Source organism: Atlantibacter sp. (genome assembly GCF_032062175.1).
GTDB lineage: Bacteria > Pseudomonadota > Gammaproteobacteria > Enterobacterales > Enterobacteriaceae > Atlantibacter.
This window is the reverse complement of the sequence record NZ_DAMBQK010000024.1, coordinates 60,077-75,012: the sequence shown is the minus strand read 5'-3', so window position 1 is coordinate 75,012 and position 14,936 is coordinate 60,077. Positions and strand designations below refer to the sequence as shown.

Below are 14,936 nucleotides of genomic sequence, written 5' to 3'. Positions count from 1 at the left end.
TATCAGAATATGGTGCTGGTTTATTAGCGCTGAGTTTGTGGGGATCCCTCAGCGCTTGCGCGGGGGGTCTGGTAGCCATACGTGTTTACTGCTTAGAACTGATACGTCACACCAACGGCAACGATGTCATCGTTGTTGATGCCGAGCGCATTGTCGTCATCCAGTTGGTTGATTTTGTAGTCCACGAAGGCGGACATGTTTTTGTTGAAGTAGTAAACCGCGCCCACGTCGATATATTTCACTAAATCAACGTCGCCGATACCATTAATGTCTTTGCCTTCAGACTGTACGTAGCCCAGGGACGGACGCAGGCCGAAGTCAAATTGATACTGAACCACGGCTTCGAAATTCTGTGCTTTGTTAGCAAAGCCGCCCGAAATCGGCGTCATGTTGCGGGTTTCAGAATACATGGTCGCCAGGTACAGATTGTTGGCGTCGTATTTCAGACCGGTTGCCCAGGCTTCGGCTTTTTTACCCTGGCCGCGCAGTTGACGTTCTTGCAGGTCTGTACGGTCGGAGTTGGTGTATGCGCCGCCGATGCTGAATGCGCTGCCGCCGAAGTCATACGTTACCGCAGTACCGAAACCGTCGCCGTTTTCTTTGCTGGCGGTACGGCCTTCGTTTTTAGCCTGATATTGCAGCGTGGTGTTCAGACCGTCGATCGCGCCGAAGAAATCGGTGTTACGGTAAGTCGCCAGGCTGCTGGAACGCTTGGTCATGAAGTTATCGGTCTGGCCGGAAGAGTCGCCGCCGAATTCCGGGAACATATCGGTCCAGGCTTCTACGTCATACAGCGCGCCCAGGTTACGACCGTAGTCGATAGAACCGAAATCCTGGAATTTAATACCGGCGAAAGCCAGACGGGTTTTCTGCGCGTTAGCGGCACCTTCTTCTTTGTTACCCGCAAATTCTGCTTCCCAGCGGCCAAAGCCAGTCATGGCGTCGGTGATCTGAGTTTCACCTTTGAAGCCGAAACGAACATAAGTCATATCACCGTCTTTCGCGGCGTAATCACTCATGTAGTGCATTGCTTTAACGCGGCCGTAGACATCCAGTTTGTTGCCGTTCTTGTTATACACTTCTGCTGCCTGCGCCGCTGATGCTGCTACAACGCCCATCACCACTAATGCCAACGTGCTTTTTTTCATTTTCAATCCCAATGTTTTTATACGCGCTAAGTTTCGGACATCCGCCCATTGAAAATCGCCATGAATCATAACGAGCCTGTATGAAAGATCTGTGACAGAGTAAGAAAAAATATAAAAAAGAATGAAACGATGTTTCTAAAAATGTTCTTTCCTTGATGTTTGGTAATATTTTGCCTTCGCGCCGCACAATGTTTGGGGATTTAAAGCCGGGCAGTTGGCAAGTCGCCTGACTCCTGTTACAACGTCTTTCTGATTGTTCTTTTACTAATTTTTGTTGAAACGGCAGAGAATCATGAGTGACAGCCAGACCCTGGTCGTAAAACTAGGGACCAGTGTCTTAACAGGCGGTTCGCGCCGCCTGAACCGCGCCCATATTGTGGAACTGGTGCGCCAGTGCGCCCGGCAACATGCCGTCGGGCATCGCATTGTTATCGTTACGTCCGGGGCTATCGCTGCCGGGCGTGAACACCTGGGGTATCCAGAACTTCCGGCGACCATCGCGTCGAAACAGCTTCTCGCCGCCGTGGGGCAAAGCCGCCTGATCCAACTCTGGGAACAGTTGTTCTCTATTTACGGGATCCACGTCGGGCAGATGTTGCTGACCCGCGCTGATATGGAAGATCGTGAACGTTTTCTGAATGCTCGCGATACGCTGCGCGCTCTGCTGGATAACAATATCGTTCCGGTCATCAACGAAAACGACGCGGTCGCCACGGCGGAAATCAAAGTTGGCGATAATGACAATCTTTCCGCGCTGGCCGCGATTCTGGCGGGTGCCGATAAACTGCTGCTGCTGACCGATCAGCAAGGGCTGTTTACCGCCGACCCGCGCAGCAATCCGCAGGCGGAGCTGATCGCCGATGTTCACGGTATTGACGACGCGTTGCGCGCCATTGCTGGCGACAGCGTATCCGGCCTGGGCACTGGCGGTATGGGGACTAAACTGCAAGCCGCCGATGTGGCCGGACGCGCTGGGATCGAGACCGTAATCGCCGCAGGCAGCAAACCGGGTGTGATAGGCGATGTCATCGAAGGGCTGCCGGTGGGCACGCGCTTTCATCCACAACAGTCGCCGCTGGAAAACCGTAAGCGCTGGATTTTTGGCGCCCCGCCCGCCGGCGAAATCAGCGTCGATGAAGGGGCGCAAACGGCGATTCTGGCGCGCGGCAGTTCTCTACTGCCGAAAGGCATCAAAACCGTGACCGGCAATTTCTCGCGCGGTGAAGTGATCCGCATCCGCAACCAGGAAGGACGCGACATCGCCCACGGCGTGAGCCGCTATAATAGCGATGCGCTGCGCCGTATTGCCGGGCATCACTCCCAACAAATCGACGCCATTCTCGGTTATGAATATGGCCCGGTCGCCGTCCATCGCGACGACCTGATCCTCATTTAAGGAGCCTGCAATGCTTGAACAAATGGGTAAAGCGGCGAAAGCGGCTTCTTACCAGCTGGCGCTGTTATCGAGCCGCGAGAAAAACCGCGTGCTGGAGAAAATCGCCGATTATCTTGAAGCCCAGGCGGACGCCATTCTGAGCGCCAACCAGCAGGATCTGGCCGAAGCCAAAGCCAGTGGCCTGAGCGACGCCATGCAGGACCGCCTGGCGCTGACGCCTCAGCGGCTGCACGCCATCGCCAACGACGTGCGCCAGGTGTGCAACCTTGCCGACCCGGTGGGGCAGGTGATTGACGGCGGCGTGCTCGACAGCGGGCTACGCCTGGAGCGCCGTCGGGTGCCGCTCGGCGTGATTGGCGTGATTTATGAAGCCCGCCCGAACGTCACGGTGGATGTGGCGTCGCTGTGCCTGAAGACCGGCAACGCAGCGATTTTGCGCGGCGGTAAAGAGACCTGGCGTACCAATGCCGCCACGGTAAAAGTTATCCAGCAGGCGCTGGAAGAGTGCGGATTACCGGCGGGTGCGGTTCAGGCCATTGAAAGCCCGGATCGCGCGCTGGTTTCTGAAATGCTGCGCATGGATAAGTACATCGACATGCTGATCCCACGCGGCGGCGCGGGCCTGCATAAGCTGTGCCGCGAGCAGTCCACCATTCCGGTGATCACCGGCGGAATTGGCGTATGCCATATTTTTGTTGATGAGAGCGCGGAAATCGACGCGGCGTTGAACGTGATCGTCAATGCCAAAACCCAACGTCCGAGCACTTGCAACACCGTAGAAACGCTGCTGGTACATCAGGGGATCGCTGACCGTTTCCTGCCTGCCCTGAGCGAAAAAATGGCTGCCAGCGGCGTAACGCTGCATGCGGACAGTTACGCGTTTGAGCAACTGAAAAATGGCCCGGCGCAGTTGGTAGCAGTGAAGCCGGAAGAGTATGACGATGAATTCCTGTCGCTGGATATTAACGTCAAGCTGGTGGCAGACATTGACGGCGCGATTGCCCATATCCGCGAGCACGGCACTCAGCATTCCGACGCGATCCTGACGCGCACCCTGCGCAATGCCGACCGTTTCGTCAATGAAGTGGACTCGTCAGCGGTGTACGTCAACGCCTCGACGCGCTTTACCGACGGCGGACAGTTCGGTCTGGGCGCGGAAGTGGCGGTCAGTACCCAGAAACTGCACGCGCGAGGGCCGATGGGCCTCGAAGCGCTCACCACCTATAAGTGGATCGGCTACGGCGACGATACTGTTCGCGTCTGATAAGAAAGGGTGATGCTCAGGCATCGCCCTTTTTTTGCTGTGCGCCTTCCAGTTGTTCCTGCTTGCGAAACGCGCTGGGCGAAAGGCCAACCGCACGATGAAAATCCCGCGAGAAATGCAGCGGGTCGTTATACCCCACCTGCACCGCAATCCGGCTGATGCTTTCCTGCGTTTCGACCAGCAGCCTTCGCGCCTGAGATAAACGATAGTTTTTCAGCCATTTCAACGGGCTTTGGTTGAACGTCGTCTGGAATAAGCGGAACAGCTGCGACTTACTTACCTGGCAGTAATGCATAAACTTCTCGATATCCCAGTCATCGTTGTAATGGCTGTGGATCTGATACAACAGCTTGCCCAGCCCGCGATGGGTGATCACCTGAGATTGCGCGGCATCGTGGCTGCGGTTTTCCAGCAGGGTAAAAATCAACTGGCTGCACAGCATATCGCAGTGGGCATCGGTCACCAGGGTATAGCTGTTCATCTGGTCGAAAATATGGTGATAAATTTCAACGATCTTTTGTGGGTTGTCGAACTGGAAAACTGGCCGCTGAGGAACGTCCATTATCTGCATGATATTGTTGAGTTTTGAGCCTTCTATGCGCAGCCAGAGGATCGCCCAGGGAGAGTGTTTGTCGGGGTAATGCTCATGCGGCCAGCGCACCGGCAGCCAGGCCAGTTGCCCTTCGCGCACCGGATAAAGCCTGTCTTCAATCCGGATAAACCCCGCGCCGCGCAGGCAAAACAGCAATTCATGGCCCACCACCGACTGACGATGCACGTGGAAATCCGCCGCAGTCTCAATATGCCCGGCGCGCAAAATCCGGTAGTTCATCAGGGTGGAAAATTCGTCAGAACCCCGATACCAGTTGGCGATCGCTCGGGTGCGTTGCTTTTGTTTCTGCATAGCGGCCTGGTTTCTTGTTTGCCCGTTTCGCCTGGCATAGTGGCATTTTTCGCCACCCGGCAGGCACTGCTCTGTGAGTAATTTTTGACCTGACTCACATTTCCATTGACATGAAAATTTCATCCATGTTCCAGGGAATTCTGCCTATCACGCTCATTCGCCATCCTGCCTAAAGTAACGACATCTTCACGGCACACTTACACGCTTTTTACTTACCAGACAGGAGCTCTCCATGATTGATTTTAACGATCCGCGCCAGGTCGCCAGGGCGATTCAGTACACCAACGTCAACCCGGATCTGACGCGCGAAGGGGTGATTAAACATCTGGAAACCTGCATGCAGTATCAGTTTGATGCGGCCATGATTGCGCCCTGCTGGGTTTCCCTTGCTAAAGACATGCTGAAAGGCAGCGGCGTGCGGGTGGCAACCACGGTCAACTTCCCCATGGCTAACGACACCACGGCAATGAAAATAGCAGTGGTGCGCGAGCTGGCGAAAGAAGGTGCCGATGAGTTCGACTTCCCGCCAAACCCCGGCTATCTGTTGGGCGGCCAGGAAGATCTCTATTTTAACGAGCTGAAAAGCGTGACCCACGTGGCTCATGACCTGGGGATGAAAGTGAAAGCCATGCTGGAGTTTGGTTTCATCACCGAAGAAGCGTTGAAAATCAAAGCCACCCGTTATGCCTTTGAAGCAGGCATTGATTGGGTGAAACAGTCCAGCGGCTGGGGCAAAGGCGGTTGCGAAGCGACGGTAGAAGATGTTCGGCTTCTCAAAGCCAATATTCAGTTACCGTGCCGGGTAAAAGTATCAGGTAAGGTCAATACCTTGGAAAAAATGAAAGCGATGTTCGAAGCCGGGGCCGAACTGGTCGGCACCAGCTCCGGGCCGGAACTGGTTAAAGGCCTGACGGGGGATATCAACGCTTATTAATACGTCGCCGCCGCAAGCGTAACTGCGGCGGCGCAGTGTTATGCCACTGTCAGTCAAGAAGGGGAATTACTGATGAGTATTTTTATCCTTGGCAGTTATGCCAAAGCGCTGGTCATGACGGCAGATCGCATTCCTATGGCGGGCGAGACGTTAATCGGCACTGATTTTCGCCAGACCTGGGGCGGGAAAGGCTCGGATATGGCGGTGCAGGCGGCACGGCTTGGGGCGAAAGTAGCCTACGCCGGCGTCGTCGGTGACGATACGTTTGGCCATGAATTCGTGACCCTGATGCGCGACGAAGGCGTGAATATCGACGCGTTGACCTTAACCCCTGAACTGCCTACCGGAGCCGGGTTAATCATCAAAGACAATCAGGCCCGCAACGTGATTGTGGTGGATATGGGGGCCAATAAACTGTTTAGCCCGGCGCACGTGGACGAGGCGAAAGCGCTCATGGAGCAGAGCAGCGTAGCGCTGGCGCAGCTGGAAATCCCGCTGGAGACCGCACTTTACGGGCTAAATCTCGCCAAACAGCTCGGCAAAACCACCATTCTTAACCCGGCTCCCGCCCGGGATTTACGCGGCGTGAACCTACACCCTATCGATTACCTGACCCCTAATGAAACCGAAGCCCGCGTGGCGCTGGGCCTGGCACCGGACGATGCGCGCAGCAACCGCGAAATCGCCGATTTGCTGCTGGAGACCGGCTGCCGCTATGTGGTGATGACGCTGGGCGAAGCCGGCAGTGCCGTATTCAGCCGCACCGACACCCTGGAAATCCCGTCCTGCAAAGTGGAGGTGGTAGACAGCAACGGCGCGGGAGACAGCTTCAATGCCGGGCTGGCGGTTGCATTAAGCGAAGGGCAGCCAATTGAAAAGGCGGCGTTTTTCGCCAATGCCACCGCCGCGCTGTGCTGCTGCGACTGGGAAACCGTGCCCTCCTACAAAACGCGTAAAGAAGTCGAACAATTTCTCGGTTGTTAATTATAAAAACTCAATTCGGAGAGATAACTATGAGACCTGAACGTATCCTACATCCTCAACTCGCGGCGGCGCTGTCCACCCTCGGCCATACCGATATTATTCTCGTCACCGACGCCGGGTTCCCCATCCCGCCGCACGCTAATCGCATCGACCTCGGTTTCTGGCCTGGCATTCCGGACGTGACCGATATTCTGCGCGTGCTGCGCCATGAAGTGTTTGTTGAGGACATTAAATTCGCCCGGGAAGTGCGCGACTGTAACGCGGACCTGTACCGTCAGGTGCAGGATATCTTTACCGGCTCCGGGACAGATTTCAGCGAAGCCAGCCATGAAGTGCTGTGTAATGAACTCGCTTATAAAGCCAAAGTGATTATTCGCTCCGGCTCATTCAACCCGTGGGCTAATTTCGCGCTGGTGGCCAGTACCGACCCGTTCGCGTGGTTTGCCGAGGGCACTAACGTCCAGCCGCTGCCTGCCTATGTGACGCGCCGCCAGCGGATTAAAGAGAATTATGTTCCGCAGCTTAACTCGCGCGCGTAGTCATTTCATCACTATCACGGGGGCATCATGGATTCGTTAGAACGCTTATTAGAGCAGGCGACACGTCCGGCGTTACCGCAAAGAACAGACTACAAAATCGGCATTATCGGCGCGGGATTTATCGTCGAGCATTGCCATCTGGTGGCGTACCAGAAAGCGGGGTTTACGCTATACGGGATCACCTCGCTGGAAAATGCCCACAGCCAGCGGCTGTCCACGGCATTTAACATTCCCAAAATCTATGCAATCTGGCAGGAGATGGTGTGCGACCCGCAGATCGAGATTATCGATATCGCCGTGCCGCCGCATATTCAGCTAGAGATTGTGCGTTTTATTTGCAGTAAAAATTCTCCGGCGAAAAACGTCAAAGCCATTCTCTGCCAGAAGCCGCTGGCGATGTCGCTGGAGGCCGGGCGCGAAATCGTGCGCCTGAGTAAAGAGAGCGGCATCCCTGTCGCAGTGAACTCTAATATGCGCTACGACCCGTCGATTCGGGCGCTGAAGTACATTCTTGATAACCAGCTGATTGGCACGCCGGTGATTGCCAGCATTGATATGCGCGCCATCCCCGACTGGCAGCAGTTCCTTCAGCAATATAAAAAACTCGAACTGTATGCGATGGCTATCCACCATATCGACGCTTTCCGCTTCCTGTTTGGCGACCCGGTAAAAGTCACCGCCGTTTGCCGTACCGATCCGCGTACCACCTTCGAGCATACCGATGGAATCACGCAATACACCTTCCAGTACGCCAATGGCCTGATCGCCACCAGTCTGGATGACGTCTGGGCCTGGCCGGGTGAACCCTGCGCCAAAAATAACTACATCAACTGGCGTGTAGAGGGCACTGACGGGCTGGCGGAAGGGGATTTCGGCTGGCACCGCCGCCCGCCGGAGTATTGCGGCAGTACCTTAAAACTGGCCTCACGCGAGTACCCCGACCGCTGGATCGCCCCGCAGTGGGAGCGCCAGTGGTTCCCGGATGCGTTTATTGGCACCATGGCGAGCCTGATGTGCGCCCTGGAACACGGCGTAGAACCGGAAATCAGCGCTGAAGACAACCTGGGCACACTGGCCTGCATCGAAGCCTGTTATGCCTCTATTCAGGAAGAGCGAACCGTTTATCTCAATGAAATCCTTCAGGAGAATACAAAATGATTAACGTCGGCATCTTTACCGGTTACTACCCCTACAGCCTGGAAGAGACTATCGCAAAGATTAAGCAGGCGGGGATGGGCTGCGTGCAGCTTGACCTCGAATTTACCGATGTCGATCTGAGCCGTGGACATATCACCAAAGAGAAAGCGCATCAGGTGCGCGACGCGTTTCGCAAGGCCAATCTGCCTATCGTCGCTATTTCGGCGTACACCAACCTGGTGCATCCCGATCTGGTAAAACGGGACGAGAATATCGCGGCGGTGAAAGAGATCCTCGCACACGCGCGGGACTTCGGCACGCCGTATGTGATTAGTGAAACCGGCACCTATAACGTCGACAGCGACTGGTTGTACGATCCGAAAAACAGCACCGAAGAGGCGTATCAGGCGTTTAAAGCTATTGCCCGCGACCTGGCGGCGTTCGCCTGGGACCACGGTGCGGTGTTCCTGGTGGAGAACTATGTTAACAACATTATCGGCTCGGTCAGCCAGGTGGCGCGCCTGATGCGCGATATCGACCACCCTGGACTTGGCCTGGCGCTGGACCCGACCAACTATTTCGATGACAAAAACATCGATGCCATTGACGAGACGCTGCACAGCATTTTCAACGTGCTGGACAGCAAAATCAAAATTGCCCATGCTAAAGACTGCAAGAAAACGGACGTGGTGATTGAGAAATTCGGAGACGGCGCGGCGGAGCATAACAGCTTCCGTGGGGCCGGTTCGGTGGAATTGCCTGCGGCAGGGTTGGGATCGCTTAACTATTTGCTGTATGTGGAACTGCTCGCGAAAAACCACCCGAACATCCCGCTGATAATTGAACACGTCGACGAGTCAGATATTCCGCGCGCCAAAAACTTCGTTGATGATGTGCTGATGGTGACCGGGGCGTAATTCCTAATTTGAGTCAGGTATCCCGCAGGTGGGGCGGGGTATCTGACTCAACTGGCGCAAAACTCACCACTTGAATCATAAGGCCATTGACGCCCTCGCAAGTTTTCCTTACCCTTTTACACCGTGTTCGCGCCCGTGAGCATGTCTCCTCAGGGCCGATATAGCTCAGTTGGTAGAGCAGCGCATTCGTAATGCGAAGGTCGTAGGTTCGACTCCTATTATCGGCACCATTTCAAACTCTTCCCAGGTCTACCGAAATCAACTTAAAGCCCGTATACTGCGGTTTCTAGCCCGTATTTTATCTCCTGCTATCAACTGGACTCAACCGGAATCAAGTTACAGTTGGGGGCATAAGTGGGGGCATACTGTGTTCGGTCCAGGGAGATGCCCCCAATGAAGCTAAATGCGCGACAGGTAGATGCAGCTAAACCCAGAGAGAAAGCCTATAAGCTGGCAGATGGTGCTGGTTTGTATCTTGAAGTCGTTCCCTCTGGTTCCCGATACTGGCGGATGAAATATCGCTTTAATGGGAAAGAGAAGCGTATGGCTTTTGGGGTCTATCCAGCAGTGTCCCTTGCACAAGCGAGGGCACTGCGTGATGAAGCCAAGAAAAAGCTGGCCGAGGGTATCGATCCATCTTTTGCCAAGAAAGAAGAAAAGCTGGTTCGGGATGTGCAGCTCAATAATACGTTTCAGGCAGTTGCGCTTGAATGGCACGGAACGAAGGTGAGCCGATGGTCAGAAGGTTATGCCTCCGACATTATCGAAGCTTTCAATAAAGATATTTTCCCCTATATCGGCCAGCAGCCGGTGAATGAAATTAAACCTTTGGTTCTGCTTAATGTGCTGCGTCGAATGGAAAGCCGTGGTGCGACAGAGAAGGCCAAGAAGGTTCGACAGCGCTGCAGCGAAGTCTTTCGCTACGCCATCGTTACTGGCCGTGCGGAATACAATCCGGCTGCGGATCTTACCAGCGCGATGTCAGGGCATGAATCGAAGCATTATCCCTTCCTTACTGTTGAGGAGTTACCTGATTTCTTCAAAGCTCTCTCAGGCTATACAGGAAGTCCGCTGGTTGTTCTTGCCGCTCGTCTGCTGATCCTTACAGGAGTTCGCACCGGTGAGCTTCGAGGTGCTTTCTGGAGTGAATTTGATCTTGAGAAAGCGGTGTGGGAAATTCCTGCTGACCGAATGAAGATGAAACGGCCTCACCTTGTTCCCCTCTCTACCCAAGCACTAGAGATCGTACAGCAGCTCAAAGTGATGTCTGGGCAATATCCTCTGATGTTTCCTGGGAGAAATGATCCCCGGAAAACAATGAGCGAAGCGAGTATTAATCAGGTGTTTAAGCGGATTGGATACACGGGGAAGGTAACGGGGCATGGTTTCCGTCACACGATGAGTACGATTTTGCATGAGGAAGGGTTCAATACGGCGTGGATTGAAACCCAACTTGCGCACGTCGATAAGAACGCGATTCGTGGGACGTATAACCACGCCCAGTATCTTGAAGGGCGGAGGGAGATGATGCAGTGGTATAGTGATTATTTAAAACTGTTATAAATAATATTTCATTACTAATGATTGTTTTTGGAAATTTTAATTTAATAAAATAAAGCCATTTTTAATATTTATATAACCCCATCTCTGATTAATTAGTGATGGGGTTTCATGATTATGATTTTTTGTACTTACGGAGTAATTCAGCTTTTCTTGTCTCGATTTGGCGCATTATTAAGTCTTGTATTTCATTCAACCTCTCTTGAGAGGCCCCTTTCATTTTTATGTTTACAACAGTAATGCATAATTCTGGATTGAGAGAGTTTTTACGTCCGTAATCGCTAAATTCATATGAGACTTTACAATCGCCCTCATATTTACCATGAGCAATTGTATAACTAGCTAATACTTTAGTTACTTTAACGTATGGGTGAATATGTTTCCATTTTATTGATATGATTTTATCAAGATCCCCTTTAACCCGATATTGCTCAATATCTTTTTCAAGGAAATTGGTTACTAATTGAGGTTGTGTAGAGTAATCTGCATCTTTATCTGGATTGAAATGAACATCATCAATTTTTTTATAGTAAAATTCATACCCAATGTGCTGTTTAGCAAGTTCGCTTAAAAATGATACACGATATTCATTTTCAAAATCGTTAAAGAGTACTTTCCCACCATGAGGGGAGTCTTTGATGATTTGATCTTTAAGGAGTTTACTTTCAACTAACGACACAATTCGTTCAGATATTTCTTTTGTTTCTGGCGATGTATGATTCAATTTAACATTCATTAATAGTTGAGCACGTTCGCCATCATAATCTTTCTTAATTTCTACAGAACCTCTGAAAAATTTCTCGGTGATATACCAATCATCTAATATATCTTTACGACATAACTCGAACTCCATTATTATAGAGTTATTTGATTTACCATCTAATGATGTAAAATCGTTAAAATCAGAAATTTCGATGTTAGTATATTCATTACTTATTAAATCATCAACATCGATACATCCACTAAGTTCTTCTAAAAGTTCAGCGTCATTATCAATCTCAAAATTACGAAAATTAACTTTATCTAATTTTTCTTTTGTTTTGATGCTTTGGAGTAATTCATAGGATTCTTCAGGACTCAAAAAAGAAGTTATTAGATTGGGGACTGTTATGGTCTTTTCTGAAGAAGAGCAGAACACCCCTCTCTCTCGCAATATGTTATTAATTATTGTGCCTGTACAGTTCATTTGTCCAACTAGATTTTTTAATTCGTCACCAGATGGAATGAAGTCAATTTTATTTCTCATTTTTGATATTCCTGAAGTTAGAGTTATAAGATGAGATTTGTACATCTATGCTCTCTATGATGTCATCATCTTCATTTATTTGTGACATTTTAACTTCATCTATTATAGGATCGTCGGTGAGCGCGTTATATTGTTTGAAGTATATTTCATAGTGACTTGAAAAGTCAGAGCATAATTTTCTGGCTAAATTGAAAACAAGGGTTAGGGACTCTTTACTAAAATCGAAATCGCAAAGTAAAATAAATCTTCGACCATTTTCAGATGCAACAGATATAGGGATTATTGGTGATGTGATATATTCTACTGGCATGATTTTTGTGTGTGTTTTTGAAGATGCTATATTTAATGTTGTATTATTGCAAAAAAAATCACAATCTTTATATTTTTTTCTAATGAAGTTTAATGACTCAAATAAAAATTTAGCTCTTGCATTATCAATGACATGTATTGTATTAAATTTTAATGTACTATCTATTCTGGTATTTGCTATGGTACCTTTAATGTTATCTTTTTCTTCATTCTCATCATTGTTTAAATAAAACAATACACCAATATCTTCTTTTCGAGAACTGCCTTTAAAGTTTTTGGTAATGTTCCTTTTTAGTTGTGATTTATTGTAACATTCAATTGTGTTGGCAATATCTTTAAAATGATCTCTAAAGGTTGATTTGACACTAGTGTAAGATGATGCAGAGTATTTAGCAGAAACAACAACACTAACTAATGTCTGTTTTTGAAGTAGAGAATCATATACGTATAAAGCATCGACACCATGTGTTATTTTTTCATGTGTCGAAACACAGCAATCTACTTTTTTATTATTGCACATGTTTCGCCAACCAAATAGAGTTAGAAAATCATTGACAATATCTTCGCCTACTTCACCAACGTATTTTGAAAATTCACCCATAATCGTCATCACAAAGTTTGAAATAACAATATTTTACAGTAATTGATTAATGAGTGCTATGCACAATTTTCGTGATCTATATCACAATTGATGATTTTATTCTATGCGATGAGTCATTTACTGACTTGAGTGGCTTATGCGTTAACCTTTTTAAGACTTGGAAAATCACAACAAGTGTATCGAAAATAGGGATTTAAAGATTAACGTTGATGGAACCTTTGAGTTTTTTATTAATTTAATTAATTTTTCTTCTTAAATGGTTATGTTGAAGTTATATTCTCAATTTTTTATTGGTAACTTAAAAGTATCTAAGTAAATGTAATAAAAGTCGTAGTGTCTATATGAATTTATAAAGGTAAAGATTTGGATCTATTTATAGTAATGGTCAACTTATTGATTTTCCGATACATCATGGGTGGAAAGTTATAAGTTTTGGAAAAGACCCTCGTAAATGTCTGTTGGGAATCGTATCCATACTTATAAGCGATCTCCATAATTGATTCATTAGTATCAATAAGATCTTTTGCTGCAAGTCTAAGTTTCGTATCTCTTATGTACTTCCCAAGGCTAACTTCTTTCACCTGCACAAAAATCCGCTGAAGATGCCACTTGGAGTATCCTGCCCGCGCAGCAACATCCTCTATCTTCAGCGGCTTGTGTAAGTTTGAATCAATCCATTGAGTTATCTCATCGATGATGTATTCTGTTCTGAACATAAATCGACGCTCACTATGAAGGCTGTGAAACATCCTGTTCGGGATGCTAATGATTTACTTATAGATTTCAGCAACCCCATGTAGCCTGTTATCCCCCGTTGCCGACAGGATTTTGAATGACGTTGCCCCTTGCTCATCAGCTTTACGGGAAAGCGTATTCGATAATTCATCAAGCGTATAGGCATTGCTGGCTGAGACTACACCCATCTTTTCTTTCCCATCTGCGTGGTTAATTTCCTGAGCGGCAGATGCGGCATTCACTGCAATAAATCCCATGACCAATGAAGTAATAAGTAGTGATTTCATATCTAATATCTCTTTTAAAATCTATGTTTGTAACTGGACTCGTATCAGGGGAACTCTCCCCCTCTGTACATTCAAATATACAGACCTAAGCTGTCATGAGACTGACCGCTATATGACAAAATTGTCAGGGTTGTAGATTGGTTAATTTTTTTGAATACAGGTTCAGCTCGTTAATAATGCACTCAGGTTCTTCACGTAGAGGCATATTGTCTATGTCTAAAACCCCATCATTTTTTTGTGGATCATCAGCCTTCAGGTCTGCAAACAATGGCGTAAGATCCTGCTGTGCTTCGCCTCGTTCAGCCACCAGTTCCAACGTTTTATTTTTTGCCTCGTCGTTGGTTAGGGCATTGACCAGAACCTGAGCGATTTGCTCTCGGGATATCACACCATCTTCCGGTGTTCCGGCATGGCGACGATCTCCCTGAAGCATAACGATTCTGTGCTCATCATCATTGTTGTAATCAAACCAGCCGGGCCTGACGATGGTATAGGGATGACCACTTGCCCTGACCAGACGCTCGGCACGTCTTTTCCAGTCATGAACCTCAGTGTGTTGATTCCAGGTGCTGAGTCGTTCAGTCACGCCAATCGTGGTCATCAGAGCGATATGAAAAGGTGCATCCCTGAATATTCGTAAAATATTGCGCACTCCGCCGTAATCTATCGCCCTGGCACCAATACGCCCCTGGCCATCGGAACCGAGCGTGAAGATGATGGCATCGATATCTCTCGGCAAATCAGTGAGTGTTTCAGGCAATGAAACATCGCCGTAAAAAACATCCGTTCCCCGAGGAAGCGATTTCACTTTGCGCTTATTTCTGACCAGTGCTACAGGCTGATGGCCCATTTTGATAGCGGTATTCACGACCTGAAGGCCAATACTTCCTGTCGCCCCTGCAACGAGTATTTTCATGATAAACCTACTGATAATTCAGACTTATTTTCGATAGAGTCAGAATATCAATTATCATT

At 49.2% G+C, this 14,936-nt stretch carries 15 protein-coding genes and 1 tRNA gene; 9 read left to right on the top strand and 7 right to left on the bottom strand.

What is annotated here, in order from left to right; all coding sequences use genetic code 11:
* Positions 1–92: 92 nt before the first annotated feature.
* Positions 93–1,148 carry a phosphoporin PhoE gene (phoE, locus tag RT120_RS18230; protein WP_312984838.1) on the bottom strand — a complete coding sequence of 352 codons (1,056 nt, stop codon included), beginning with the start codon at positions 1,146–1,148 and terminating at the stop codon, positions 93–95.
* Between the two features lie 292 nt (positions 1,149–1,440).
* Here phoE and proB point away from each other — a divergent pair, with 292 nt between their 5' ends.
* Positions 1,441–2,544, top strand: coding sequence for a glutamate 5-kinase (gene proB, locus RT120_RS18225; RefSeq protein WP_312984836.1), 1,104 nt, complete (start codon positions 1,441–1,443; stop codon positions 2,542–2,544).
* Between the two features lie 10 nt (positions 2,545–2,554).
* Positions 2,555–3,808: a glutamate-5-semialdehyde dehydrogenase gene (proA, locus tag RT120_RS18220; RefSeq protein WP_312984835.1), complete on the top strand. Its 1,254-nt coding sequence runs from the start codon at positions 2,555–2,557 to the stop codon at positions 3,806–3,808.
* Positions 3,809–3,824: 16 nt separating this feature from the next.
* On the opposite strand, the gene RT120_RS18215 is transcribed toward proA, so the two are convergent.
* Positions 3,825–4,712 (bottom strand): AraC family transcriptional regulator, encoded by an 888-nt coding sequence (locus tag RT120_RS18215; RefSeq protein ID WP_312984833.1) that lies wholly within the window; start codon positions 4,710–4,712, stop codon positions 3,825–3,827.
* Positions 4,713–4,944: 232 nt separating this feature from the next.
* On the opposite strand from RT120_RS18215, the gene deoC reads away from it, so the two are divergent.
* From deoC to RT120_RS18180, 7 genes are all read left to right on the top strand, one after another.
* A complete protein-coding gene (gene deoC, locus RT120_RS18210) occupies positions 4,945–5,646 on the top strand; it encodes a deoxyribose-phosphate aldolase (RefSeq protein WP_312984832.1) in 702 nt (233 codons plus the stop codon).
* Positions 5,647–5,718: 72 nt separating this feature from the next.
* Complete coding sequence (locus RT120_RS18205; RefSeq protein WP_312984831.1) at positions 5,719–6,630, top strand: ribokinase; 912 nt, start codon at positions 5,719–5,721, stop codon at positions 6,628–6,630.
* A 29-nt stretch (positions 6,631–6,659) separates the two neighbouring features.
* Positions 6,660–7,169, top strand: a complete 510-nt coding sequence (rbsD, locus tag RT120_RS18200) for a D-ribose pyranase (RefSeq protein WP_312984830.1) — start codon at positions 6,660–6,662, stop codon at positions 7,167–7,169.
* A gap of 27 nt (positions 7,170–7,196) precedes the next feature.
* Positions 7,197–8,327 carry a Gfo/Idh/MocA family oxidoreductase gene (locus RT120_RS18195; protein WP_312984828.1) on the top strand — a complete coding sequence of 377 codons (1,131 nt, stop codon included), beginning with the start codon at positions 7,197–7,199 and terminating at the stop codon, positions 8,325–8,327.
* Positions 8,324–9,223: a sugar phosphate isomerase/epimerase gene (locus tag RT120_RS18190; RefSeq protein WP_312984827.1), complete on the top strand. Its 900-nt coding sequence runs from the start codon at positions 8,324–8,326 to the stop codon at positions 9,221–9,223. The genes RT120_RS18195 and RT120_RS18190 overlap by 4 nt, the downstream gene beginning before the upstream one ends.
* A 154-nt stretch (positions 9,224–9,377) precedes the next feature.
* Positions 9,378–9,453 (top strand) — tRNA-Thr (locus tag RT120_RS18185).
* A 163-nt stretch (positions 9,454–9,616) separates the two neighbouring features.
* Entirely contained in the window at positions 9,617–10,786 is a 1,170-nt protein-coding gene (locus RT120_RS18180; RefSeq protein WP_312984825.1) for a phage integrase central domain-containing protein, read from the top strand.
* Positions 10,787–10,898: 112 nt separating this feature from the next.
* On the opposite strand, the gene RT120_RS18175 is transcribed toward RT120_RS18180, so the two are convergent.
* From RT120_RS18175 to RT120_RS18155, 5 genes are all read right to left on the bottom strand, one after another.
* Positions 10,899–12,029, bottom strand: a complete 1,131-nt coding sequence (locus tag RT120_RS18175; RefSeq protein ID WP_312984824.1) for a hypothetical protein — start codon at positions 12,027–12,029, stop codon at positions 10,899–10,901.
* Positions 12,019–12,939, bottom strand: a complete 921-nt coding sequence (locus tag RT120_RS18170) for a hypothetical protein (RefSeq protein WP_312984822.1) — start codon at positions 12,937–12,939, stop codon at positions 12,019–12,021. Before RT120_RS18170 ends, RT120_RS18175 begins: the two co-directional genes overlap by 11 nt.
* 347 nt (positions 12,940–13,286) lie before the next feature.
* A complete protein-coding gene (locus RT120_RS18165; protein ID WP_312984820.1) occupies positions 13,287–13,655 on the bottom strand; it encodes a helix-turn-helix domain-containing protein in 369 nt (122 codons plus the stop codon).
* Between the two features lie 54 nt (positions 13,656–13,709).
* A complete protein-coding gene (locus tag RT120_RS18160) occupies positions 13,710–13,961 on the bottom strand; it encodes a DUF1471 domain-containing protein (RefSeq protein WP_312984818.1) in 252 nt (83 codons plus the stop codon).
* Positions 13,962–14,085: 124 nt separating this feature from the next.
* Positions 14,086–14,877 carry an SDR family oxidoreductase gene (locus RT120_RS18155; protein WP_312984816.1) on the bottom strand — a complete coding sequence of 264 codons (792 nt, stop codon included), beginning with the start codon at positions 14,875–14,877 and terminating at the stop codon, positions 14,086–14,088.
* Between the last annotated feature and the right edge of the window lie 59 nt (positions 14,878–14,936).